Raw genomic sequence first — 23543 nt, 5'->3', positions numbered from 1 at the left:
ATTTGCGGGTTCACGCGGCCCTAGCCCCCTTGGCGTTTGCCGAAGCAGTGGCGAGCTCTGTCAACTTCTTGTCGGTGGCGACTTCCTCCGCCAGGTTTGCCTCCAGCAACGGAACAGCTGCCTTGAGCCCCAGCTGTTTCGCCCAAGCGATAAGCGTGCCGTAGCGGGCGATTTCGTAGTGCTCAACCGATTGTGCCGAAGAAATGAGGCCGGCATCGAGCGCGGCAGTCCCTTTGTACTCTTCGATGATTTCTTCACCCTCGGCAATGAGGCCCTGAATCGCCTCGCACGTCTTGCCGCGCGCCGGTTTACCAAGAAGCTCGAAGATCTCCTCCAGCCGTTCGACCTGTGCCTGGGTTTCGTCACGGTGCTTCAGAAATCCTGCCTTGCCTTCCTCGGCCTGAGCAGCACGGGCCATCTTCGGCAGCGCCTTCAGGATTTGCTTCTCAGCAAAGTAGATGTCCTTCAGCGTATCAAGAAAGAGATCATTGAGTGTCTTTTGGGTCGCCATTTTGTTCTCCTATTGGATGGTTCGCGACGTATAGAACTTTCCTCTTGCTTGGATGTTCCGCGAGACGCGAACGCCCGTTCGATTGGTGCGCCCTTCGATCACACCGGCTCACTTGCTTCACTCTCGGGGCGGGGGATGATCTACAACGACGCTACCTCCGCATTTGCGGGACACCGAAATCCAGCCTTGTTTGGCTCCAATCTCAGGGAGGGCTGGGCCGAGGTCGCCGACTTTAACGACATGAAATGGCCGCGCCCGTCAGGGTACTTCGAGCGGTCGCAATCGTCGATCTTGGCGCTACGTGACCGCGCTGGATGTCCTTCATCAGTTTGAAGAGCCACAGTCTTTGATCGGGTGAGCGGATGAAGGCCTCGAACTCCTCAAGGGCCAGTTCGAGCGTCTCTTCAACCAGCGCCGCTGACTGGACGGGATTCGAGCGCATCGATTGCGCCCATTTCCTCAGATCCGGCATGATGTCTAGGACCTTCATCTCCCTCACCATGATCGTCATGGGAAGCCTTTCTAACGTCCGAGTGATCGCACCCAACATGGCGGATATGGCTTTGTTCCGCGACGGACAGGCAGCAGCATCACATAGGGTCGCCACAACGGGAACGGCAGGTCGGGAATTTTGTTGATAGGTCAAGGCGTCGCCAATTTCTTGTGCACCTGGTGTTCGGCGATTTCCGTTCTGGAAAAGACTTGTCAGGTGCGCCGGCGGAAACATCCACTTCTTCGCTATCGATTGCGATAGGTCCCGGAAGACGCGTATTTCCGATCAGCCGCCGGGCGGCATTGATGCGAGATCCGCATGTACGACGCTTTTTCCAGGTTTGTTGTTTGTGGTGCAACCATCGCAGCCGCAATCGATTGTTGGTGAAATGGGAGAATTCACATGACAACCGATATTGGAGATGCGCAATTTTATGTGATCGAACAAGATGCTGCTGCAGGATCCGTTGATGCAAACCCAGAGGGTTTCGACGAAGCGTTCAGCAAGGCCGAACGCCTCGACCGCTCCGGCCATCCGGTCCATGTCCTCTACACGCCGGAAGCCACTCAGACACAGCTGACGCGCTTCGCGCAGGCTGGCATAAGGACGAGCTTGGCGCCCCAGGGCTAGCGGGACTCGTGTAGGCATATAGCGTCTTTTTTATGTACAATTGGCCCTCGCAGGTTGGGCATCGCGATTAAGAGCGGTTGCCCGGAACCCTTTGTTTCGAAATGCGCGAGAGTGGCATGGCGACCCGCCCCTGACATCTCCTTACCGCTATCTCATGCACACGAGCGCCGGACATCGGCCGGGCCGGCAAACACTGGACCCAAAGCTGTCAGCCGTATAGGTGGGCGTAGCGGCAAACAGCTGCCGCCCGGCGCCCACCTCGTTGATGTCTATCACAGCAACGCACGAAGGGCGCCGGCTGACCACAGTAGCCAAGCGTCCTTGCACCTTGCTTCTCACTTCTTTGACCTTGTTTCGGCCGCAACGGACTTTTTCAGTGCATCCATGATGTTGATGACATTGCTTGATTCCGGATCGGCTGATTTTGGCGTGGCCTTGCCCGGCTTCTTCAGATGCTTTTTCCTGGCGTTGATAATGTCAAGCAGCCGGTCTTGCACCGGATCGACGACCAGCTTCGGATTCCATTCGGTGGTCTTCTTCTTGATCAATTGTCGAACGAGCGGCATCAGATCGGAATCGGCGTTCGCGTCGCCAATACCGGCAAAGTAGCCCTCTTCGTCTCTCACTTCGTCACCGTAGCGCAAAGTCCACAAGACAATCCCTTTGCCGCGCGGCTCCAGCAAAACCGCGCGCTCTCGCCGCCTGATGACCAGGCGGGAGATCCCGACCATATCCTTGGCTTCCATCGCATCACGGATGACGGAAAACGCTTCCTGGCCGACAGGGTCGTTGGGAGAAAGATAGTAGGGTGTATCGAACCAGATCCATTCGACGCTGTCGCGCTGTGTGAAGGTCTCAATTTCAATCGTGTTGGTGCTGTCCAGTGCGATATTCTCGAGTTCTTCGTCTTCCAGCACCAGGTATTCGTCCTCCCCACGCTGATAGCCTTTGACCTGATCCTCCTCCTCGACTTCCTCGCCGCTGACCGAATCCACGTAGTGACTGATGACGCGGTTCTGGGTTTCGCGGTTCAGCGTGTGGAAGCGAACCTTTTCGTTGTCGGAGATGGCTGGCATCATCTGAACTGGGCAGGTGACCAGCGAGAGCTTGAGATAGCCCTTCCAATAGGGACGAACCGGCATGGACGCATTCTCCGTTTAGCTGGCACGCCGCTTCGGCGCGGAAGCGGATTTCGACCGGGTAGCTGTCGTTTGGGGTTTCTTGCGGGTAGCACCCTTGTTGGCGTTGACGGCCCCGCGCTTGGTCTTTGCCGTCGTCGTGCCCAAGCCCGCGCTTTCGCGCAGTGCCTTGAGAAGATCGCCCGGTTTCGACGCGGCGGGCACTTTCTTTTTGGGAAGCGACCGCCCTTCCAGCTTGGCCTTGACCAGTTCGACGACAGCGGCCTCGTAGCGATCGTCGAACTTGCTGGCGTCGAAACTGCCCTTTTTCTTTTCGATGATGTGCTCGGCGAGATCGAGCATTTCGCCTTCGATCTTCAAGTCCGGAACACCTTCGAAAGCCTTCTCGGCCGAGCGCACTTCATAGTCGAAGTTGAGGGTGGATGCGATCAACCCTTTGCCATGTGAGCGCATCAGGACGGTGCGCATCCGGCGGAAAAGAACCGTGCGCGCGATGGCGGCAACATTTTCAAGCTTCATACCGTCACGAAGGAGCATGAAGGCGTCGGCGCCCAGTTTGTCCGGGGCTATGTAATAGGGTTTGTCGAAATAGGTCGTGTCGATCTGCGAGCAGGGAATGAAGGCTTCGATCTTCAATGTTTTGTCGCTGTCTGGGACAGCGGCCGCGATTTCTTCAGGCTCCAGAACGACGTACCGGCCACTTTCGGTCTCGTAACCTTTGACCTGATCTTCCCGCTCGACAGGATCTCCAGTCTCGCTATCGATGAACTCCCGGCGGACCCGATTTTCAGTTTTACGATTGAGGGTGTTGAAGGCCACACGTTCGGATGACGATGCTGCAGTGTAGAGGGCGACGGCACAGGCAACTTCACCAAACTTGATGAAGCCTTTCCAATTCGCTCTGGGGGCAGCCATAAAAAACTCTCCTCACCTAAACCGACGCAAATCAACCGATGAGGCGGCAAATCGTTCCCTGCCATTGCGAAACCTTTTCGTGCAACGGGCGGGCTAAGAGCCGTCCGTCTCTTGCACCCGGCTTAGCGGCTTGATTGCAATGCATCTTTTTTCGAGCGCGCGCGTTCTGGACAGAGCAAAACCACTGCTGTGGGCCAAAGATGAAAATACGCAGGTGGCCGGCCACAATGTGCCGGATGTCAAAACGCAAGGACCAAAACCCGTGAAACTTGCCACCTACAATGTGAATGGGGTCAATGGCCGTCTTGAGGTGCTCTTGCGCTGGCTCGATGAAGCTACGCCCGATGTCGTTTGCTTGCAGGAGCTTAAAGCGGCCGATAACAGGTTTCCTCGACGCGAAATCGAGAACGCCGGCTACAGTGCGATCTGGCATGGGCAGAAGTCCTGGAATGGCGTTGCCATTCTTGCCCGTGGGCAAGCGCCGATCGAGACGCGCCGTGGTCTTCCAGGCGATCTAGATGACAGCCATAGCCGATACATTGAAGCAGCAGTGAATGGCATCATTGTCGGATGCCTGTATTTGCCGAACGGCAATCCGGTTCCAGGTCCCAGGTTCGACTACAAGCTGCGCTGGTTCAAGCGGCTTGGTGACTACGCAGCAGAGTTGATCGAACTTGGAGTTCCGGTTGCTCTTGTCGGCGATTTCAACGTCATGCCGACCGATCTCGATGTCTACAAGCCCGAGCGATGGCGCGACGATGCGCTCTTCAGGCCGGAGGTGAAGGCAGCCTTTGCCCGCCTGCTTGATCAGGGCTGGACGGATGCGGTCAGATATCTCCATCCCAATGAGCGGATCTACACATTCTGGAAATATTTCCGAAATGCCTTTGCTCGCGACGCCGGGCTGCGCATAGATCATTTCCTGCTAACTCCGGCGCTGGCGGCCGGTCTGAAGCGGGCAAAGGTCGACAAGTCGGTCAGAGCCTGGCCCCACACCAGTGATCACGCGCCGGTCTGGATCGAGTTTTCCTGACCGGCTGATCTCGCGGATCGATTGCTTCTCTCCCAGCGCCATCCGACGGATGATGTTTAAAAGTCCCATGTGGATCACTCCGTTGCCCCCGCCGCTCACCGCGTTGAGGGGAAGGTCACATGGCTCAAATCTCAATGGAAATTATGCGCCTAACCGGCTCAGTTCCGAGTGGAAACCAACAATCAGCCATCAGCGGGTTTCGCTCGAGCGCAATCTCGGTTCACCGCTTTTCCTTAGACTTCCCGGGCGTGTGGAACTCAGCCGGGAAGGGGCGGTCTACTTTCCGGTCGTGCAGGAGGCGCTCGACAAAGGCGCGCTCACCACCGACCTCATTCGTCAATCGAACGCCCCGACGTCGACGGTGCAGGTCTATGTCACTATCGCCGTGCGTTGGCGGATACCGCGCCGCCAGACCTTCAAGGGAGGCGGCGCCCGAAATCGCGGTCAATCTCGATGCAAGCCTTCTTGATTGGGAGTTCAATCCCGACCGCGCCGATATCGGCTTCATCTACACGCGCGCACGGAACCGGCCGAACCTCAGCTATACGCTGCTTCGCCGCGAGCGCCTCGTTGGCGTCTGCGCACCCGCAATCGCCAAGGTCATCAACACGCCGGAAGATCTCAGGCATTTCTCGTTTCTGTCAGTTAACGGGACCGCCGACGACGCCGCGATGTGGGCGGCCAGCGTCGGAGCGAGCAACCTCTTGCAAAAATCCTCGCCGCTTTTCGACAGGCGGCAGCCAACGGTCAGGGGTTGGTCGTGGTGCTGCAGTTCCTGGTCGAGGCGGACTTGGCCAATGGGACACTCGTTGCCCTGCTCGTATCCGATGTCATGCACCCTGGCGGGTGGTACCTTGTGCACCAGGAACGGCGCTCGAGCGAGAAGGCGGTCCGCAAGTTTCTGCAGTGGATTTGAGTGTTGCACACATCGAGGTGGGCGCGACGAAGGGCGCGCCGAGCACGGTATGGGCCAGCACTAGCCCGGTCAGAGAATTCAAGGGGTCGACGGCAGAAGGGGCGCTTGGTTGATGCGGCCCTTGAGCCGGGTATCGATGGCAGGGCTTGCGCTGGCGCACGGGGTCAACGCCAATCAGTTGCGCAACTGGGTGGCGCTGTGCCGACGCCGGCAAACGACCGAGAGGGAATTGACAGTTATGTCTAACAGCGAGCCGCCGGCCTTCGTCCCGGGGGTTGCGGTATCTGCGACTGCACGGCCGCTGGTCCCGTCGACTCGACCGACATCGCCAAGGGTGAGGTTGAAAGCGTGGCTCCCAAACGGTGCGCGGCCTGAGCTTGAAGATGCGGATGCTGACATTGGCGAAGATCGAAGCGTTGGGGCGTTGCGGTGTTCCGGCTGGCTGATGATCTGCGCGTCTAACTTCACCGGGATCCGATCGACTTTTGTGCGGGGATCAACAGACTTCGATCTTGGTGGAGCAGTCATTGGGCCCCAACCCGTACAAGCGCGCGGTGTTCGCCTTCTGCAATCTTCCCAGAACCCGGATGAAATTCGGCCTCCTGGAGCGCTACCACCGTGTGACCTACATCCACGCGCGACGCATCATTTCGTTATTGGGACGGGCAGGTCCGTTGCTCCGCCCCACGGCTCAGGTCGGAGCAACCTCGCGCCCATTTCGTTGAATGAACCCGCGAGCTTGCTCAGGTGATAGCGGGCGAGCATACAGGTATCCCTGAGCCTCATCGAAACCTTCGGCCTTGATCACCTCGAGCTGGTCTTGGCGCTCTACGCCTTCCACCGTTGTGATAATGCCAAGAGAGCGGCCAATCGCTGCGACGGCTCTGAGAATCGCCAGGCTCTCCTTGCCGTCCGGTAGGTCGGCAACGAAGCTCCGATCGACCTTGATCTTGTCAAAAGGAAAAGTTCTCAGATAACCAAGCGAAGAATATCCGGTCCCGAAGTCATCGATGGCGATCTTGACGCCAAGTTGGCGAATTTCCTTGAGGAGCTGTAGATTGTCCTCAGATTCGTCGAGCAGTACGGACTCCGTGATTTCGAGCTGGAGGCGTGAGGCATCCAAGTCTGAGTTGTTCAAGACGGTCGACACTGTCCGGGCGAGGTTTTGATGCCTAAATTGCAGTGGCGAAAGGTTGACCGCAACGCTGATACCGGGTGGCCATGCGGCTGCTTCAGCGCAGGCTTCACGAAGGACCCATTCGCCGAGCGAACCAATAAGACCCGTCTCTTCCGCAATTGGTATGAATTCAGCTGGAGATATAGAACCACGCTCGGGATGCGACCAGCGGATCAGGGCTTCGAATGAAGAGATTTGGTCTGTGTGAAGGTTGACCAGAGGCTGATAGTGGATCTCTAGTTCACCTTGGTCAAGCGCACGCCGAAGCGCAACGTTCATCTCTTGTTTTGCGCGCAGTTGTGCGTCCATGCCGGGTTCATACTGAACATACGATCCACGCCCGAAAGACCTTGCCTGATCAAGAGCAATGTCGGCATCTTGGATGAACGCGTCGAGCGACCGATCACTTTTGAGAGCGACCGTCAACCCAACGAATACCCCAAGGTCTACAGCGCGTCCTGCAAGCTCATAGGTCGCGTTCACCGCGTCTATGAGCTGCTGAGCAAAGTCTGATGCTTCATCGCTGGTCTTGACGCCGATACGCAAGACGCCAAACTCGTCACCGCCCAGTCGGCAGATAATGTCCGAATGTAATACAGAGTCTCGCAAGCGCTCGGCTACTCGGCGCAGCAGCAAGTCGCCTGCGGGTCGACCATAAGCGTCGTTAACACCCTTGAAACCGTCGAGGTCGAGGCAAAGAAAGGCTATTCGCGTGCCTGGCGCGATTTCGCCTGACAACAGCTCGAACTCCTCAGAGAGAAACTGTCGGTTCGGCAACCCGGTCAGTGCGTCGTGTCTCGCCATGTGGTGGATCTGCTTCTTCGCCAGCGAGCGCTCCAGTTCTGCGTTGCGGCGCTCGGTGATATCCAGTGCAATGCCAACGAAACCCAGAAACTTACCGTCCGCAGCAAACCGCGGTTGTCCGATGTCGATGACCCAGGCCAAGCCAGCTTCGGCGCGTAGCAAGCGATACTCAGTCCGGATCGAGGTTCGCAGACTGAAGGCACGATTGAAGCTCGCCTCAACCCTTTGGCGATCATCCGGGTGGATTGCGTGCAGCCAACCTTTCCCAGCTGCCTGGTCAGCGGTCTGCCCGGTCGTCTCAAGCCAGAGGCGACTGTGATAGTCATTATCACCCGTCTCATTGGTTACCCAGATCATGGCAGGCGCATCGTCGGCAATCGCCCGGAACCGCGCTTCACTCTCCTTCAGGGCCTCCAAAGCTATCCGTCGATCATCGATATTTTCAACCGTGCCGTACCATCGAACAATTTTTCCATCCTTAGCCCGGCGCACGGCCGCGCGACTGCGGAACCAACAATATCCTCCTTCCACGGATTTCAAGCGGAACTCGATGTCAAGGGGCTGTCCGGTCTTCAATGAATTCGACCACTGCCGCTGCACGTTTGGCAAGTCATCGGGATGCATTGCCTGTGCCCATCGTGTCCCAAGCGCATCGGTCGGATCAAATCCGGTGATTTTCCAGCGCGGACCCATCTCGAGAACTTCTCCCGAAGGGTCCGCAGTCCACGGCACTTGAGGATGCAGCTCGATCAGCGCTCGATAGTGTTGCTGGCTCGCCTGGAGATCCGCTTCTGCGCGGCGTTGCGCCGTAACATCCAGGAGTGTCGTTACGACCACCTGCTCCGCCGGCGCTGTTGCCAGTTCCGCCCGACATCTATGTGTTACGACAGTTCTGACGGCTCCGTCGGGCAGGACAATCTCTTCCTCTAGTGCAAGCTCTTCTCCGGTACAAAGAACGCGCTGGTCCGCCTCTCGAATACGCTTCGTTTCAAGATCTGATCGAAAGTCGTAGTCCGTGTAACCGATCAGCTCGCGGCGCTTTTGACCCAAATAAGTGCAGGCAGCGTCGTTGACGTAACGGAAGCGAAATTGTGTGTCCTTAACAAAGATCGGTTGGGGGACTGCATCGAGGATACTCTCGAAAACATCATTGAAGATCCTGGATTGCTTCAACTCGTTTCGCTGGTGGTTCTTCATGAGGGCTCTTCTCACGACGATATTGGGGTCTTTCCGCAGTAAGCCAAGGCGGGCTCTAGTCACTACTCATCCGAAATGGGGCGCATAGACACCATGTCAACATGTGGCGGGGGATCGTGATAAAGAATGGGCAAGTAATAAACTTCGCATCGATGCGCTGAGCGTCAGCGGCCAGGTCGCGGTGATTGGGGCAAGCACAGCCCCTCAGAATTCGTTTGGGTCGAACTCGGAAGCCCGTTAGCGATATCTGATGCCGTCACCATCTGTAGGACCTTCCGCGAGGCCTCCGCCCTTTGATTGAAACTTTTTCGCGAATATTCGGCCGCCAGAATAGCCCGGCGGTGGACCTCAGGAGCAACTCGAAACATCATCCTGCCTAAATGCGCCCTTTGAGGCTCATTGCCGATGCTTTTGCAGGCCTGGAAGTAGTCATCGACGGGCCTCGTGATTAGATCATGGAGGCACTGGTGCTGGCAATATTCACGATCCCGGGCTGTTATGACGGAGCCCAGACCAGCAGCGCAACGCCAAGTCCGGTTCTGGTCGGCGACTAAGCCTGGCGTGTCCTCGTACCGGGCGTGACCGCTGATAGTGGACTGACGGGACCGATCGAGTTGACGCGCAAGCTGCCGTGTGCGCACAACGCTGCTTGGCTTCTAAGGGCACCAGGGGCACCCTTCAATACCCATGTCATCGTTCCGATCGCCAAGATCAAGACGCTCAGAAGCCCCGTCGCAATACCGACCTTCCATGACCGTAGCGGAGTTCGCAGGGAACGAAACCATGCCGGCGTGGTGATGGCACCTAATCCGCCGGCTATGCCTCTGGTCACGCAGGACAGCCTGGTAGCCGCCTTCAACTTGGTGTCGTGCGGCAATCGTTGGCTCGCTGCCGATTTGATCGTGTTGATCAGCGCGGATGAAGCCGTCAGGAGACGCCGCCCGATCGTGCCAAGATCACGGCGAAATGCAGATGCAAGATGGCGAAGCGCTAGCTTGCTTTCCGTGAACACCAATGGATGCGGCGCGGTGATTTCCGGACCTCGTTGCTGACAAGGCCCATTTTCTGCTCCGCCGTCATTGGCGCTGACAACCGCCTCAACCGATACCCTAAGATTTTTTGGTTCGGCGCCGGAGGCGGCATTCGCTCATCGGTCCGATTTGAGTTGTCTGCGGAATTGTTCATTTCCTGCCGGCGCGGTTGTTGCATCTAGGATTTAGCGCGGGACAAGGCGGAAGGAAGGCGTTGACCGTGTGCTCCGGCGGTGACCGATATGCGTTCGCCGTCTGCGACTGGCATCCGAGCAGCAAAGGTGTCGGGAACCTTACGGTTCCTTCATCGTTCGGACCTCTATGGTCAATTGAACTTTACAGAGGAGGCGGACATGCGAAAGTCCCTTCACAATATTCTGGCAGCAGGCCTGCTCGCGGTCGGAGCACTTTCTGCCATTTCATCCACGTCATGGGCCCAATCATTGGATCTATATATCGGTCCGAATGGGCGCCCTGACATGGAGTTCCGCGATCGCGACCGAGACGGTCGATATTACGACGAGGAGTACGTGCGGCCGGGTTGTAGCGAACGGCAAGCCCTTCGTCGCGCATCGCGACTTGGGGTACGAGATCCCGAAATTCAGACGGTGACACGCCGACAAATCGTTGTTGACGGTCAGCGACGTGGGCGGTTAGTTACCGTGGCATTTGCTAATCGACCTGGTTGCCCCCGGCTTGGCTGAACTCAAGATGCAGGACGCTATCGGGCTGCTGCCCGCTTCATCGCATGCGCGTGGTGGAGGGGCACACCCGTTCCCCTCGCCGAGAGAAGGGGAAATGGACCAAGTCGAGTCCAAACGAGCCCGCCACGCGATACCCAAGGGTGAGCGAAGCTTTACCTGGGTAGCGCATTTCTAGACACACTAGGGTGGAAGTGGGGCGGATGTTCCCGCCGGTTGCTCCCACCGCGCCACTTGGCGTATTTTGAACCGCCGAGGCTCTAGTCGCAGCTGGATGAAAGTTCAGGGGCAGGTTAAACGCCACACGGCGCGGGCAGTTGGGCCTGCACTGGCCCAGGGCGATGTATGAGGTGGCAATTGATGGGGAGGTCCAGACGGTCCGGGGCGAACGAGACCGTCTGGGTCGCGTCGGAATTGCCTCCACAATACATCAACGCGAACGCTCAGAGCAAAACGCACCGGAACCGATATTGTTCTCCGCGCTTTAGCCAGGCGTCGAATAGGCGAATGTACATCTGACGGATTAGGTGCACTCGGCCACGGTAACGAACGGCCGTCGGGAACGTGAAGGGTGTCCGTCGATACCTTCACGCAGAAAGATGAAGCGCCATGATCGATCGCAATATCATGCTGCGGATCGGCACCACACGGCCCATTCTGGCTTCATCGTGTTGCGCTCTTCGCCGAACTGCATCCGAATGAGGTTCTGGATGAGGTTCTGGGGCGCTGTATTCGGCCTTGTCCGCCGATTGGTTCCATAATTCACCTTACGCGATTTTTCATATCCCATTGATATAAAACGATTATACGCGCTTATTGAATGTTGCCGTCTTGTACATCGTGGGCGCAAATACGGTATTGATCTGCTGTGGATGATCATGTGCCTGAACGTTGCAGCAAAGAAAGCAAACCAATCCCGCTTCTTGAGATGGCGTCCTGGACCAGGTCCGGATCTACGTCGATCAACCCATGAAGGGTCGGCTAGCGAGCTGCCGCCGCTCCGCTTTCGTCTGCGCGGTGATCGCGACCGTTCCTGTTCCTTTTGAGGAGCCATCAGCGGGAATTGACCCGCTCCGATGGAGCACTCGACCATGGCACACGATCTTTCCCTCGCCCAGGCCCACGCCTTCCACCTCTGCAATGACCTGAGGGTTCCGATCACCCTTTTCAAATCCGGTGACGAATTCGGCGTCCTTCCGTCCGACGAACTCGATGACAAAGACGATCTTGAGATTGTGCATGAATATTTCCCGCGCGGGTTTCATTGAGACCCGCATTTTCCTGCCGCTGGCGACCTGTCGGCCGCAAGGGAAGCTTCGCCGCTGCACCTCGCTGCAACTTTTGTCAGTTGCATGCAGCGCCCTTGCCCCCTCCGCTCTTAGCGGCGGGGTGGAAGGTGACCCGCAACATGCGGGAATAAAGAAGGGACGGCCGCTCTGCGACCGAAGAAAAAATGAAACGAGAAGAATTAGAGGCGCTGCGCGCCAAGGTCGGTTGCGAAGCCGTGCTGGAACAGGCCGGATACGAAATCGATATAAAGGAAAGCACCCGCCGCGCCGCCAAATACCGGCGTGGCGGCAACATCGTCATTGTCACCCATGACGGACGGGGCTGGTTCGATCCCCTCAGCGACGAGAAGGGCGATGTCTTCGGCCTTGCCATGTTTCTGGATAGGATCCCCTTTCCGCATGCAGTGGAAGCTGTCGCGTCGCTGGTCGGGTTTCAAATTTCCCGACCAGAATGGAAACCCCAGCGGACGTCGAGGCGGGTGGAAGACATTGTTGAGCGTTGGCGAAGCCGGCTCACGCCGTCGCGCGGCTCAGGCGCCTGGCGCTATCTGTGTTGGGAGCGCTCAATTCCGGCCGCCATCGTGCAGCAAGCCATCCGGGAAGGCCTCCTGCGGGAAGGACCTTTTGGCAGCATGTGGGCGGGCCATGTCGATAGTGATGGCCGGATCGTTGGCTGGGAAGAGCGCGGTCCCGATTGGCGCGGATTTTCCACTGGTGGCTCCAAGGTTCTATTCCGGCTAGGCCCGACCGATGCCAGCCGCCTTTGCGTGACTGAAGCAGCAATTGACGCGATGAGCCTCGCCGCGCTCGAGGGGTCGCGCGAGGAAACTCTCTATCTCAGCACCGGCGGTGGGTGGTCTCAAACGACCGATGTGGCGCTCGCCGAACTTGCTGTTCGGCCGGGACTAACCCTGGTCGCTGCCACGGACACCAATTCCCAAGGGGACGTCTATGCAGGACGGTTGCGCACGCTCGCTGAGGCGTCCGGCTGCGACTGGCAGAGACTACGCCCGCCGGCGGAGGACTGGAACGGGGTCCTCCAGAACAGGGAGAAGGAAAAACGGGAAAGAAAGGGGGGAAGTAGGCAATGGCCTGCCGCATGCGCGCCGGCCGCATCAAGGGAAGCTTCGCCGGGCATGCGCCGGCCCTTGACCCGGCCGGACACGGACGCAGCAACGCGGAAGGGGTCATGAAGGACTGAAGAGGATAGTGAGGTCGAAACGCCACCGCTGCCTTCGGTCCACAACCCCGGAAGGACCAAGCTGATGACCTCGATATCCCTCCCGCGCAAAGTGTTTCAGGGCGTTGCCAGGCGCGCCGACATGTTCCGCTTGTTTGACCGGCACGCCAAGCGCCCCGACCGTTTCGATGGTGATCAGTCTGCCGTCTATGCCGGCGAATGGTTCGAGATCGACAAGACCTCCTACAGCTACATGCTGGACATCCTGCCGCCGCTCTCGATGCGTGGAGATATTTTTGCAATGCGGGAATTTATGACCGATTCCGTGACCTCGGTATTCTGTGCGATCCGGATCGATGAAGCCGTTCGCTATTTCCACACTTACTGCGACCTCTCCTATCCGAGCTCGGTCGAGGCGATGCGTGCCGCGATCGTCGATCGGGAGTGCCAGCCGGTGCGGGCGATGAGCCGCGAAGAACGGCTCGAACATATCTGGAGCACGACCACCGATGACTATCGCGGCTACGCCGGCGACCGCTGGCCGACAGTGATGCAGGGCCACCGCACGGTGGTGCTCTATGGTGGGGCGGAGGGAACCTTCCTGAAACTGCTCGATGCCCTGACTGATGACGAGATCGCCGCCAAGCTGCCGGTGCACCTTCGCCACCTCCCCTCGCCGCTGGCCGCGTAGAGCCAGCACACCCCTCCCCAATCACAGCGCATCCGGCCGGGCGGTTCGGCTGGTCGATGACACGCGCACTCATTCCAAAGGAAACCTCACCATGAGCAATGATCCATTCACGCTCGACATGTTTGGCAGCTCTGCATTGTCATCCGGCCTTGGGCTTGTTGTCACCGCATTCGGCGGCTTTGACCCGGTGGCTGCCAATGACGACGACCCCGATCCGACGCCGCCACCCCTCGCCCCGGCTTTGCCGGTTGCATCCTCGCCCAACAACCGGGGTGGCCGGCGCCGAAATTTTTATCTCGATGCTGACCGCGGCCTCGGTTTTTCCTGGAAGGATCGCGCCCGCGCCAACGTAGCGGCGATCCTGGTTGCCGACGTAGTATCGAAGCAGGCGCGGCCGGCAACCGCCGAGGAGCAGGCCCAGTTGATCCGCTTCACCGGCTTTGGCGCCTCGGAACTCGCCAATGGAATGTTCCGCAGGCCGGGCGAGGTCGATTTCCGTGATGGCTGGGACGCGCTCGGGTTGTCGCTGGAAACCGCGGTCTCGGAATCCGACTATGCATCGCTGGCGCGCTGCACCCAGTATGCGCACTTCACCCCGGAATTCATCATCCGGGCGATCTGGTCCGGGATCCAGCGCCTCGGATGGCGTGGCGGCCGGGTGCTTGAACCCGGTATTGGCACGGGTCTCTTCCCTGCCCTCATGCCTGCCGATTACCGATCGAGCACTTACGTCACCGGAATCGAGCTCGACCCGGTCACGGCACGGATCGTGCGCCAGCTGCAGCCGCGGTCCCGTATCATCGAAGGTGATTTCGCTCGGACCGATCTGGCGCCGATCTACGATCTCGCCATCGGCAATCCGCCCTTCTCCGATCGCACCGTCCGCTCGGATCGAACCTACCGCTCGCTCGGCCTGCGGCTGCATGACTATTTCATTGCCCGCTCGATCGATCTGTTGAAACCGGGCGCCTTGGCTGCTTTCGTGACCTCGCACGGAACGATGGACAAGGCGGATCCGACGGCACGCGCGCATATTGCCAAGTCCGCCGACCTGATCGCCGCCATCCGATTGCCCGACGGCAGTTTTCGCCGGGACGCCGGCACGGATGTGGTTGTTGACATCCTCTTCTTCCGCAAGCGCAAAGCCGGCGAGCCGGAAGGAGATCGGATGTGGCTCGATGTCGATGAGATCAGGTCGGCCACTGACGACGAAGGCGCGATCCGCGTGAACCGCTGGTTCGCCCGGCACCCCGACTTCGTGCTCGGCACCCACACCCTCACTTCGGGTCCGTTCGGCGAAACATATACCTGCCGTGTCCGCGACGGATCAAGTCTCGAAACCGCTCTCACGGCTGCCATCGATCTGCTTCCGGCCGGCCTGTATGACGGCGAGCCCTCCCCCATCGATATTGATTTGGAAGAGGAGCTTCATGAGATCGTTGATCTCAGGCCAAAGGACAGTCCGGTCCGGGAGGGTAGTTTCTTCGTCGACCGGGCTAAGGGCCTGATGCAGATGCTCGACGGCTCGGCCGTGCCGGTGGCGGTGCGCAAGGGCCGATCTGCTGACGGCATTCCGGAAAAGCATATCCGGATCGTCTCGAAACTGATCCTCATCCGGGATGCCGTCCGCGAAGTGCTGAAGGCGCAGGAGACTGATCGCCCATGGCGCGACCTTCAGGTGCGCTTGCGCCTCGCCTGGTCGGCCTTCGTCCGCGACTTCGGCCCGATCAACCACACGACCGTCTCGATCCATGAAGACGCCGAGACGGGTGACGTGAAGGAAACCCACCGCCAGGCAAACCTGGCGCCCTTCCGCGACGATCCCGATTGCTGGCTGGTCGCCTCGATCGAGGACTATGATCTGGAGACTGACACCGCGAAGCCGGGTCCCATATTCAGCACCCGTGTAATCGCTCCGCCGATGTCGCCTGTCATCATCAATGCGGCTGATGCGCTGGCGGTCACACTCAACGAGCGTGGATATGTCGACCTCGATCATATCGCCGAGCTGCTGCATCTCGACGTTGCTGCCGTCATCGATGCGCTCGGAGATGAGGTGTTCCGGAATCCCGCTGATGGATCCTGGCAAACCGCGGACGCCTATCTCTCAGGCTCGGTCCGCACGAAGCTCGCCGTTGCTCAGGCCGCGGCCGAGCTCGATCCGGCTTATCAGCGCAACGTGCGCTCGCTCCGTGAGGTTCAGCCTACCGATCTCCGTCCATCGGATATCACAGCCCGGCTCGGTGCGCCGTGGATCCCGGCCGCCGATATCGTCGCTTTCGTGAAAGAGAGTATGGAGGCGGATATCCGCATTCATCATATGCCGGAGCTCGGGTCCTGGACGGTGGAGGCGCGCCAGCTCGGCTATTCCGCAGCGGGCACATCGGAATGGGGCACCAGCCGCCGGCATGCCGGAGAACTGCTCGCCGATGCCTTGAACAGCCGGGTGCCTCAGATCTTCGACGTGTTCAAGGATGCCGACGGCGAACGGCGCGTGCTGAATGTCGTCGATACCGAGGCCGCTCGCGACAAGCTGCAGAAGATCAAGCAGTCCTTTCAGGACTGGGTCTGGACCGATTCCGATCGCACCGACCGGCTGGCGCGCGATTACAACGATCGCTTCAACAACATCGCGCCGCGCAGATTCGACGGCTCCCATCTTAAACTTCCCGGCGCCTCAGGCGCCTTTGTTCTTTATGGGCATCAGAAACGCGGCATCTGGCGGATCATCGCTGATGGCTCGACGTACCTCGCCCATGCCGTCGGCGCGGGCAAGACGATAACCATGGCGGCCGCGATCATGGAGCAGCGTCGGCTCGGGCTGATTGCCAAGGCGGTGTTGGTCGTGCCCGGCCATTGCCTGGCGCAGGCCGCTCGCGAGTTCCTGGCGCTCTATCCAAGCGCGCGCATTCTCGTTGCCGACGAGACCAATTTCACCAAGGACAAGCGCGCTCGCTTCCTGTCGCGGGCAGCGACCGCCACCTGGGATGCGATCATCATCACGCATTCGGCGTTTCGTTTCATCTCCGTGCCGTCGGCCTTCGAACAGCAGATGATCCAGGACGAGCTGCAACTCTATGAGGATCTTCTGACCAAGGTCGACAGCGAAGACCGCGTCTCGCGAAAGCGCCTCGAGCGATTGAAGGAGGGATTGCAGGAGCGGCTCGAAGGGCTCGCCACCCGCAAGGACGATCTCTTGACCATCTCCGAGATCGGTGTCGACCAGATCGTCGTCGATGAGGCGCAGGAATTCCGAAAACTCTCCTTTGCCACCAACATGTCGACGCTGAAGGGTATCGACCCGAATGGCTCGCAGCGCGCATGGGATCTCTATGTCAAATCCCGCTATATCGAGATGAAGAACCCCGGCCGGGCACTGGTGCTGGCATCGGGCACGCCGATCACCAACACGCTCGGCGAGATGTTCTCGATCCAGCGCCTGCTCGGCCACGAAGCGCTCCATGAACGGGGCCTGCATGAGTTCGATGCCTGGGCGTCGTGCTTCGGCGATACGACGACCGAGCTCGAAATCCAGCCGTCGGGCAAATACAAGCCGGTCAGCCGCTTTGCCTCCTTCGTCAATGTGCCCGAACTGATCGCCATGTTCCGCTCGTTTGCCGATGTGGTGATGCCGGACGATCTGCGGCAGTATGTCAGAGTCCCCAACATCTCGACCGGCCGCCGGCAGATCCTGACGGCCAAGCCGACGGCGCTGTTCAAGAGCTACCAGCAGACGCTTGATGCCAGGATCAAGGCGATCGAACAGCGAGAGGGACCAGCCAAGCCCGGTGATGACATCCTCTTGTCCGTTATCACTGACGGGCGCCACGCCGCGATCGACCTGCGCTTCGTCATGCCGGCGGCCGGTAACGAGGTCGACAATAAGCTCAATCTGCTGGTCCGCAATGCCCATCGGATCTGGAAGAAAACTGGTGAAACCATCTATCGCCGCCCCGATGGCAAGGACTTCGATCTACCGGGGGCCGCGCAGATGATCTTCTCCGACCTCGGCACGATCAATGTCGAGAAGTCACGCGGCTTTTCAGCCTATCGCTTCATCCGCGAAGAACTCATCCGTCTCGGCGTGCCTGCCTCCGAGATCGCCTTCATGCAGGATTACAAGAAGACCGAGGCCAAGCAGCGATTGTTCGGTGATGTGCGCGCCGGCAAGATACGCTTTCTGATCGGCTCCTCCGAGACGATGGGGACCGGCGTCAATGCCCAGCTCAGGCTGAAGGCGCTCCATCATCTCGATGTCCCCTGGCTACCGTCGCAGATCGAGCAGCGCGAGGGCCGGATCGTGCGGCAAGGCAACCAGCATGAGGAGGTCGATATCTTCGCCTACGCAACCGAAGGCTCGCTCGACGCATCTATGTGGCAGAATAACGAGCGCAAGGCGCGATTTATCGCTGCTGCATTCTCCGGCGATACATCGATCCGTAGGTTGGACGATATGGGCGAAGGTGCCGCCAACCAGTTCGCCATGGCAAAAGCCATTGCGTCCGGCGACGAACGGCTGATGCAGAAGGCCGGGCTTGAGGCCGACATCGCGCGGCTCGAACGTCTTCGTGCCGCCCACGAGGATGACCAGTATGCCGTCCGCCGGCAGATGCGTGATGCCGAGCGGGAGATCGAGGTCTCGACCCGGCGCATCGGTGAGATCGGCCAGGACATCGAACGGCTGCAGCCGACCACGGGCGAGGCCTTCACCATGACCGTCCTCGGTGACACCTATGCCGAACGAAAGGAGGCCGGCCGCGCGCTGATGAAGGAGATCCTCATGCTTCTGCAGCTTCAGCAGGAGGGCCAGGTTCATCTGGCCGCGATCGGCGGGTTCGATCTCGTCTACGAGGGCGAGCGGATCGGCAAGGGTGACGGCTATCGCTACGAAACTCTTCTGCAGCGCACGGGAGCCGACTATGAAATCGAGCTCGCCATCACCGTCACTCCACTTGGGGCAATCTCCCGCCTCGAACATGCGCTCTATGGGTTCGAAGAGGAGCGCCGGCAATATCGCCGGCGTCTCGAAGATGCCGAGCGTCGTCTGGCCTCGTATCGTTCGCGCCAGAATGAAGCCTTCGCCTTTGCAGATGACCTCAAAGACAAGAAAGCGAACCTCCGCGACATTGAACATGAGCTCGCATCAGACTTGGCAGACCCGACCAACGCAGCCGCTTCATAGCTGCATTGCACAATAAATGTTTTCCAGATGGTCAAAAATTAGGCATAACGCTTGCAGCTGATGCAGATGGCGGCTTCCTCCCAGTTCCGCCGCAGCAGCTGTTCCCCTCTGGAGGTCAAGGATCTCCACACTTGATGGGCCGCGGTTTACTCCGTCGGCCCTTTTTTCTGTCCAGTCTTGGGCAGAGAGGCGTCAAAACGTGTCGCTCAGACTTGGTGGGGTACCGTCCTCGCATTCCCGTTTGCAGATCGCTCTGTGTGAGCGTCACCACGGATGACACGCTGATCCCTTGAAATCTCCCACCCCCGATATTACCTGACGATCACTTCCCGTTTTGATGATGTCCTGCTCGCGGCGTTTGGTCCGTGGCTTTCGATGTTGTCCGGGATCAAAAAAGGGCGCTCCCCTCGCGGGTCGAGCGCCCTTTTTGCGTTTCAGTTCCTTGGCAGGGTCCTGCATGCCATACGCGCCGCAGCGTGCACGGAGCGGTTTTTAAGGAGAGAAACGGAGAAATAAACGGAGGGAGAAAACCCATCGCCGACCGGTCCTCCTGGCGACGCATGCGCTCAACCGCCGTCTGCGCAATCCCGGCCACTTGGTCCTTGGCAGGCCTGTGAGCCCCGCTTGTCCTTCGCAGCAGGGATGCTCGACCGCAGTTGCGCCCGTCCGGCCGTTCGGCGGTCCTGGAGGTGTCTTCGGAAAAAAAGAAGACGGGAAGGGTCGGCAAGGTGCCGTCCCTCAGACCTCGAAAGGACAGATACTATGCAGATCGTGAAGGTTGACCCGCGCGCTTTGAAAGAAAACCCCGACCGGATGCGCCAGTCGAAGTCGTCGCCGCAGGCCGATGCGCTGATGCTTGCGACGATCAAGGCCGTCGGCATCGTCCAGCCGCCTGTGGTCGCACCGGAAGCCGATGGTGGTAATGGCTACATCATCGACGCTGGTCATCGCCGTGTCCGCCTTGCCATCGCCGCCGGTCTCGACGAGATCGAGATCCTCGTGGTCGATGCCGCCAACGACAATGGCGCAATGCGCTCAATGGTCGAGAACAGCGTTCGTGAAGCGCTGAACCCCGTCGATCAATGGCGCGGCATCGAACGCCTCGTCGCTCTGGGGTGGACCGAAGAAGCGATCGCGGTCGCACTCGCCCTGCCCGTTCGACAGATCCGCAAGCTGCGCCTGCTCGCCAACGTATTGCCGGCGATGCTCGAGCAGATGGCACTAGGCGACATGCCGTCCGAGCAGCAATTGCGGGTCATCGCGGCCGCCGGGCAGGTGGACCAGAAGGAAGTCTGGAAGGCGCACAAGCCGAAGAAAGGCGACACCGCGGCCTGGTGGCAGATCGCCAACGCGCTCACGAAAAAGCGCATGTATGCCAAGGATGCGAGCTTTGGCGACGATTTGCGCGAGGCCTACGGGATCGAATGGGTCGAAGACCTGTTCGCGCCGGCCGACCAGGACGGTCGTTACACCACCAATGTCGAGGGCTTCCTCGGCGCTCAACACGAGTGGATGACCAGCAATCTGCCCAAGCGCAGTGCAATCGTCGAGGTCAACAGCTGGGGTCAGCCGGAACTGCCGAAGAAGAGTGCTCAAGTCTACGGCAAGCCGTCCAAGTACGATCACGCGGCGCTTTATCTCGACCGCGATGGCAAAGTGCAGACTATCCATTACCGTATGCCCGAAACTGCGAAGCCGAAAGGCACTGGCAGTGACGGATCGGTTGCCGGCGGTGCGGGCGGCGGCGCCATCACTGTCTGCAACGTCCGGCCCGAGGTCACGCAGAAGGGCCATGACATGATCGGCGATTTCAGGACCGATGCTCTCCACGATGCGCTCGGCCGGGCTCCGATCGAGGATGACATGCTGATGGCGTTGATGGTTCTGGCCTTCGCCGGGCAGAATGTGCGGGTCGACTCCGGTGCGGATGGGACGTTTTACGGAGGCAAGCGCTTTTCCCGTCACACCGTTGGCCTGTTTGATGAGCATGGCAAGCTCTCCTTCGATCAGGATACGTTGCGGGTCGCCGCGCGCTTGGTACTGATCGACGCCCTTTCGTGCCGCCGGGGCATGTCCAACAGCGGGATGGTCTCGCGCATCGCGGGCGACGCGATCGGCGCCGACGCGTATCTGCCGAACATGGGCTCAGAAGACTTCCTGTCGTGCCTGTCGCGTCAGGCCCTGGAAGCGTCTTGCGCCGAGGCGGCTGTCCAGCCGAGGTCGAAGGTTCGCGAAACCCGCGCAGCGCTCGTCGAGCACTTTGAAAACGAGCACTTCGTTCACCCGGCAGGCCGCTTCGCGCCTCCGGCTGACGAGTTGCTCGACTGGATAAGGGTAGGCGCTGCCACTGATGTCCTTCGCACAACCTCTGAAAATGACGCCGGCAATCAAGGTGGTGACACCATAGAGGGGGAGCAGGAGCACGACGTTACAGGTCAGGACGATCTGCAGAATAGTGACCTCTCGACTGACGAGGCCATTGACCAGAGGGCTGCAGCATGACCGCCGCCACTACGAAAACCATCGCCGCACCCACCCCCGAACTGTCGGGGGTGGAGTTTGCCACAAGCAAGGACGGCTTGCCCGTTGCCCGCATCGGTGACCTTGTTCTTGCCATGGTCACGGCGCCCGGCGGCTTCGCGTTCATTGCGAGTGCCGTCGCATTCCATCGTCCACTGACGGAGCTGACGCGTGCCGATTTCATCGGCCATGATGGCCGCATCGCCAACGAGGCCGAATTCCGGCAGCGTGTCGCCGAGACCGCCAACCATAAACGTGAACTGGAAGGTCTGCACCGCGTCCAGGGGCGGATCGCGGCCAGCACTCCCTGGGGCGGATCGCAAATGGCAATCATCTATGCCGAGGGCGTCGTCGCGCACATGACGGCCGGCCACGGGGGCTTTCACCTTTCTGCCGATCGCAACGCTACAGTCCATCCGTTGCTGCGCAAAGACAGCCCTTGGTACGAGGAAGATTGCGAATGGGCGATCGTTGCGATCAGTTTTCCAGATCTGTTCACGTCGTATGAGCGGTTGACGGCAGAGAAAACGTTCCGCAATACCTGGCCGGACGCATGGGAGACGATCCGCGGTTGCTCCCTTGCCCCTGGTGAAAGTTGGACCAGGGAAGGCGAGGTGTTCGATAAACGTCATGGAAACGACTTCATCGTGACCTCCGCGATCCGGTCAGATCAGAACCCGGGCATGACGGAGGTTGTGGCGAGGGTTGGCGGCGGCCGTATTCGCGGCTCCGAGGAACGCCGTTTTCTGGTTCCAGCGGACGAGTATTCCGCTCGAGGGCGGTTCGGTTTTGTGATCGATCCCGGTCGCCATCCTGAATATCAAGGCCCCTCCTCCTTCATCGGCTGGCAAGCCGCGTTTCAAACCCGCTGGCAGAGGCAATCAGCGCCCGGTGCGAGACACAGCGCTATCTCGACTGCGTGACGCGCCAGATTGCGGCGCGTGCCAGAAGGCAGGCCATCACAAAGACTGTCCGGAGCCGGATGCGACGCCTTGTCAGACCCCGTCTCGACCAGCGAGAGTTTATCGAGCGCCTCGTCTTCGAACGGTGGGGTGAACTCGATACGATCGCATGCAGGCTAACGATACACGAGCAGGTCATCGGTGAACTCCAGCATCGCGACCCTAAGCTTGTATCTCATCGGGCGGCATAGGCCGGTACGGGACGCAGCAGTTGTCGATGTCGCACGTCGGCGTCGATCCGCCGGCAGGGCGGGCTTGGCGATGTTCCATTCTCTCGGCTTGGGGCTGATGTCGGACCCGTGCCGGACTGCCCTTCTTGTTCGCTGCGGTCTGAACCGGCGGCCGGTCGTTTCAAGGCCGCTGTCGCGCCGCGGGGCGGCCGACCCAGCCTCTCTGCGCGAGGGCAGGCTTGCGGTCTGCTCAGGTCAGGACCTGCTGGTCCGCAAGCCTGCCCTGCTTGTTCTGCCGGGTCGGACCTGTGAAGCCGCCCGTCCCTTGCCGGTTCTTGAGTGTCCGCATCGAAGGGCAGACCGGCACGAGCCGGAACCGCTTCGGCAGCCAAGGAAGGAACAGACATGGCCAAGCCCTCTACCCCCAACCGGTCCAACGCCAGGTCCTCGCAATCACGCAAAGGCGCGACCCTCGAAATGGTCCGCCTCTCCTGCCCCGACGCGACCCAGGCGCACAAGATCGCGGAGAGCTTCGGCACAGCGCTCGTCGACAGCGACGGTATCCGTAGCCTCCACGAGCGGTTGATCGTCGACACAGCCGAAAGCCTCTCCGAAGGGCTTGGCGAAAAGGCGATGCAGATCCACCTCCAGCGCATCGTCGGGGCTTTTGTCGGATCGGCGCATGGGGCCGGGCAGTTCTACTCTCGCGCTGTCACCGAAGCGCGCGACGCAACTGCCAAGGCGTCGAACGACGCCCGCGATGAGGACCTCGACGGTCCCGTCGGCTATGACAGCGCCGCTCAGCGCAAGCGCGAGTTTGCGGCCGACATGGGTGTTCAGTCCCATGCGCTGCGCATGGCAGCCGAAGGCGCCGTTGCGGCCTACGAGCAGGTCGTTGGCGAGAACTGGAAGCCCTTCGACCGACCTGTCGAAAGCCCGGGCGCATCACTCGACCGCAAAGCTGCCGAGGCCCAGATGGCAGCGCTTGGATGAATCCGTCGG

At 59.8% G+C, this 23543-nt stretch carries 17 protein-coding genes; 10 read left to right on the top strand and 7 right to left on the bottom strand.

The window, feature by feature from the left end; translation table 11 throughout:
* Window positions 1–10: 10 nt before the first annotated feature.
* Window positions 11–511 carry a YciE/YciF ferroxidase family protein gene (locus LPJGGPFB_RS25710; RefSeq protein WP_173422748.1) on the bottom strand — a complete coding sequence of 167 codons (501 nt, stop codon included), beginning with the start codon at window positions 509–511 and terminating at the stop codon, window positions 11–13.
* Window positions 512–743: 232 nt separating this feature from the next.
* On the bottom strand, window positions 744–1022 hold the full coding sequence (locus tag LPJGGPFB_RS25705; RefSeq protein ID WP_173422747.1) for a hypothetical protein: 279 nt from the start codon (window positions 1020–1022) through the stop codon (window positions 744–746).
* Window positions 1023–1406: 384 nt separating this feature from the next.
* Here LPJGGPFB_RS25705 and LPJGGPFB_RS25700 point away from each other — a divergent pair, with 384 nt between their 5' ends.
* A complete protein-coding gene (locus LPJGGPFB_RS25700; protein ID WP_173422746.1) occupies window positions 1407–1634 on the top strand; it encodes a hypothetical protein in 228 nt (75 codons plus the stop codon).
* Window positions 1635–1969: 335 nt separating this feature from the next.
* Here LPJGGPFB_RS25700 and ku (LPJGGPFB_RS25695) read toward each other — a convergent pair whose 3' ends face one another.
* Both ku (LPJGGPFB_RS25695) and ku (LPJGGPFB_RS25690) read right to left on the bottom strand, forming a co-directional pair.
* Window positions 1970–2776, bottom strand: coding sequence for a non-homologous end joining protein Ku (gene ku, locus LPJGGPFB_RS25695; protein ID WP_173422745.1), 807 nt, complete (start codon window positions 2774–2776; stop codon window positions 1970–1972).
* A gap of 15 nt (window positions 2777–2791) precedes the next feature.
* Entirely contained in the window at window positions 2792–3688 is an 897-nt protein-coding gene (gene ku / locus LPJGGPFB_RS25690; protein WP_173422744.1) for a non-homologous end joining protein Ku, read from the bottom strand.
* Window positions 3689–3950: 262 nt separating this feature from the next.
* Between ku (LPJGGPFB_RS25690) and xth the strand changes: the two genes are divergently transcribed.
* From xth to LPJGGPFB_RS33320, 3 genes are all read left to right on the top strand, one after another.
* The gene (xth, locus tag LPJGGPFB_RS25685) at window positions 3951–4721 is read left to right on the top strand and encodes an exodeoxyribonuclease III (protein WP_173422931.1); all 771 of its coding nucleotides are present in this window, start codon (window positions 3951–3953) and stop codon (window positions 4719–4721) included.
* 82 nt (window positions 4722–4803) lie between these two features.
* Window positions 4804–5190: a LysR family transcriptional regulator gene (locus LPJGGPFB_RS33325; RefSeq protein ID WP_234903046.1), complete on the top strand. Its 387-nt coding sequence runs from the start codon at window positions 4804–4806 to the stop codon at window positions 5188–5190.
* Window positions 5191–5394: 204 nt separating this feature from the next.
* The gene (locus LPJGGPFB_RS33320) at window positions 5395–5637 is read left to right on the top strand and encodes a LysR substrate-binding domain-containing protein (RefSeq protein WP_345791078.1); all 243 of its coding nucleotides are present in this window, start codon (window positions 5395–5397) and stop codon (window positions 5635–5637) included.
* Window positions 5638–6328: 691 nt separating this feature from the next.
* On the opposite strand, the gene LPJGGPFB_RS25675 is transcribed toward LPJGGPFB_RS33320, so the two are convergent.
* The 3 genes from LPJGGPFB_RS25675 to LPJGGPFB_RS32915 all read right to left on the bottom strand — a co-directional run bounded on the left by LPJGGPFB_RS25675 (window position 6329) and on the right by LPJGGPFB_RS32915 (window position 11788).
* A complete protein-coding gene (locus tag LPJGGPFB_RS25675) occupies window positions 6329–8815 on the bottom strand; it encodes a sensor domain-containing protein (RefSeq protein WP_173422743.1) in 2487 nt (828 codons plus the stop codon).
* Between the two features lie 164 nt (window positions 8816–8979).
* Window positions 8980–9456: a toxin-antitoxin system HicB family antitoxin gene (locus LPJGGPFB_RS33530; RefSeq protein WP_345791077.1), complete on the bottom strand. Its 477-nt coding sequence runs from the start codon at window positions 9454–9456 to the stop codon at window positions 8980–8982.
* A 2053-nt stretch (window positions 9457–11509) separates the two neighbouring features.
* Window positions 11510–11788: a hypothetical protein gene (locus LPJGGPFB_RS32915; protein ID WP_210264618.1), complete on the bottom strand. Its 279-nt coding sequence runs from the start codon at window positions 11786–11788 to the stop codon at window positions 11510–11512.
* A gap of 212 nt (window positions 11789–12000) precedes the next feature.
* Between LPJGGPFB_RS32915 and LPJGGPFB_RS25660 the strand changes: the two genes are divergently transcribed.
* From LPJGGPFB_RS25660 to LPJGGPFB_RS25635, 6 genes are all read left to right on the top strand, one after another.
* Window positions 12001–13029 carry a DUF3991 and TOPRIM domain-containing protein gene (locus LPJGGPFB_RS25660; RefSeq protein WP_173422742.1) on the top strand — a complete coding sequence of 343 codons (1029 nt, stop codon included), beginning with the start codon at window positions 12001–12003 and terminating at the stop codon, window positions 13027–13029.
* Between the two features lie 72 nt (window positions 13030–13101).
* Window positions 13102–13707, top strand: a complete 606-nt coding sequence (locus LPJGGPFB_RS25655) for a DUF1419 domain-containing protein (protein WP_173422741.1) — start codon at window positions 13102–13104, stop codon at window positions 13705–13707.
* 91 nt (window positions 13708–13798) lie between these two features.
* A complete protein-coding gene (locus tag LPJGGPFB_RS25650) occupies window positions 13799–18889 on the top strand; it encodes a DEAD/DEAH box helicase family protein (protein ID WP_173422740.1) in 5091 nt (1696 codons plus the stop codon).
* 762 nt (window positions 18890–19651) lie between these two features.
* Window positions 19652–21391 carry a ParB N-terminal domain-containing protein gene (locus LPJGGPFB_RS25645; RefSeq protein WP_173422929.1) on the top strand — a complete coding sequence of 580 codons (1740 nt, stop codon included), beginning with the start codon at window positions 19652–19654 and terminating at the stop codon, window positions 21389–21391.
* Entirely contained in the window at window positions 21388–22332 is a 945-nt protein-coding gene (locus tag LPJGGPFB_RS25640) for a DUF7007 domain-containing protein (RefSeq protein ID WP_234903044.1), read from the top strand. The genes LPJGGPFB_RS25645 and LPJGGPFB_RS25640 overlap by 4 nt, the downstream gene beginning before the upstream one ends.
* Before the next feature lie 614 nt (window positions 22333–22946).
* Window positions 22947–23534 (top strand): hypothetical protein, encoded by a 588-nt coding sequence (locus tag LPJGGPFB_RS25635; RefSeq protein WP_173422739.1) that lies wholly within the window; start codon window positions 22947–22949, stop codon window positions 23532–23534.
* Window positions 23535–23543 lie beyond the last annotated feature (9 nt).

The sequence above is a fragment of the Ensifer adhaerens genome (assembly GCF_013283195.1).
GTDB lineage: Bacteria > Pseudomonadota > Alphaproteobacteria > Rhizobiales > Rhizobiaceae > Ensifer > Ensifer adhaerens_G.
Note: the sequence above shows the minus strand (reverse complement) of the source record. Positions and strands in the feature narration are given on the sequence as shown.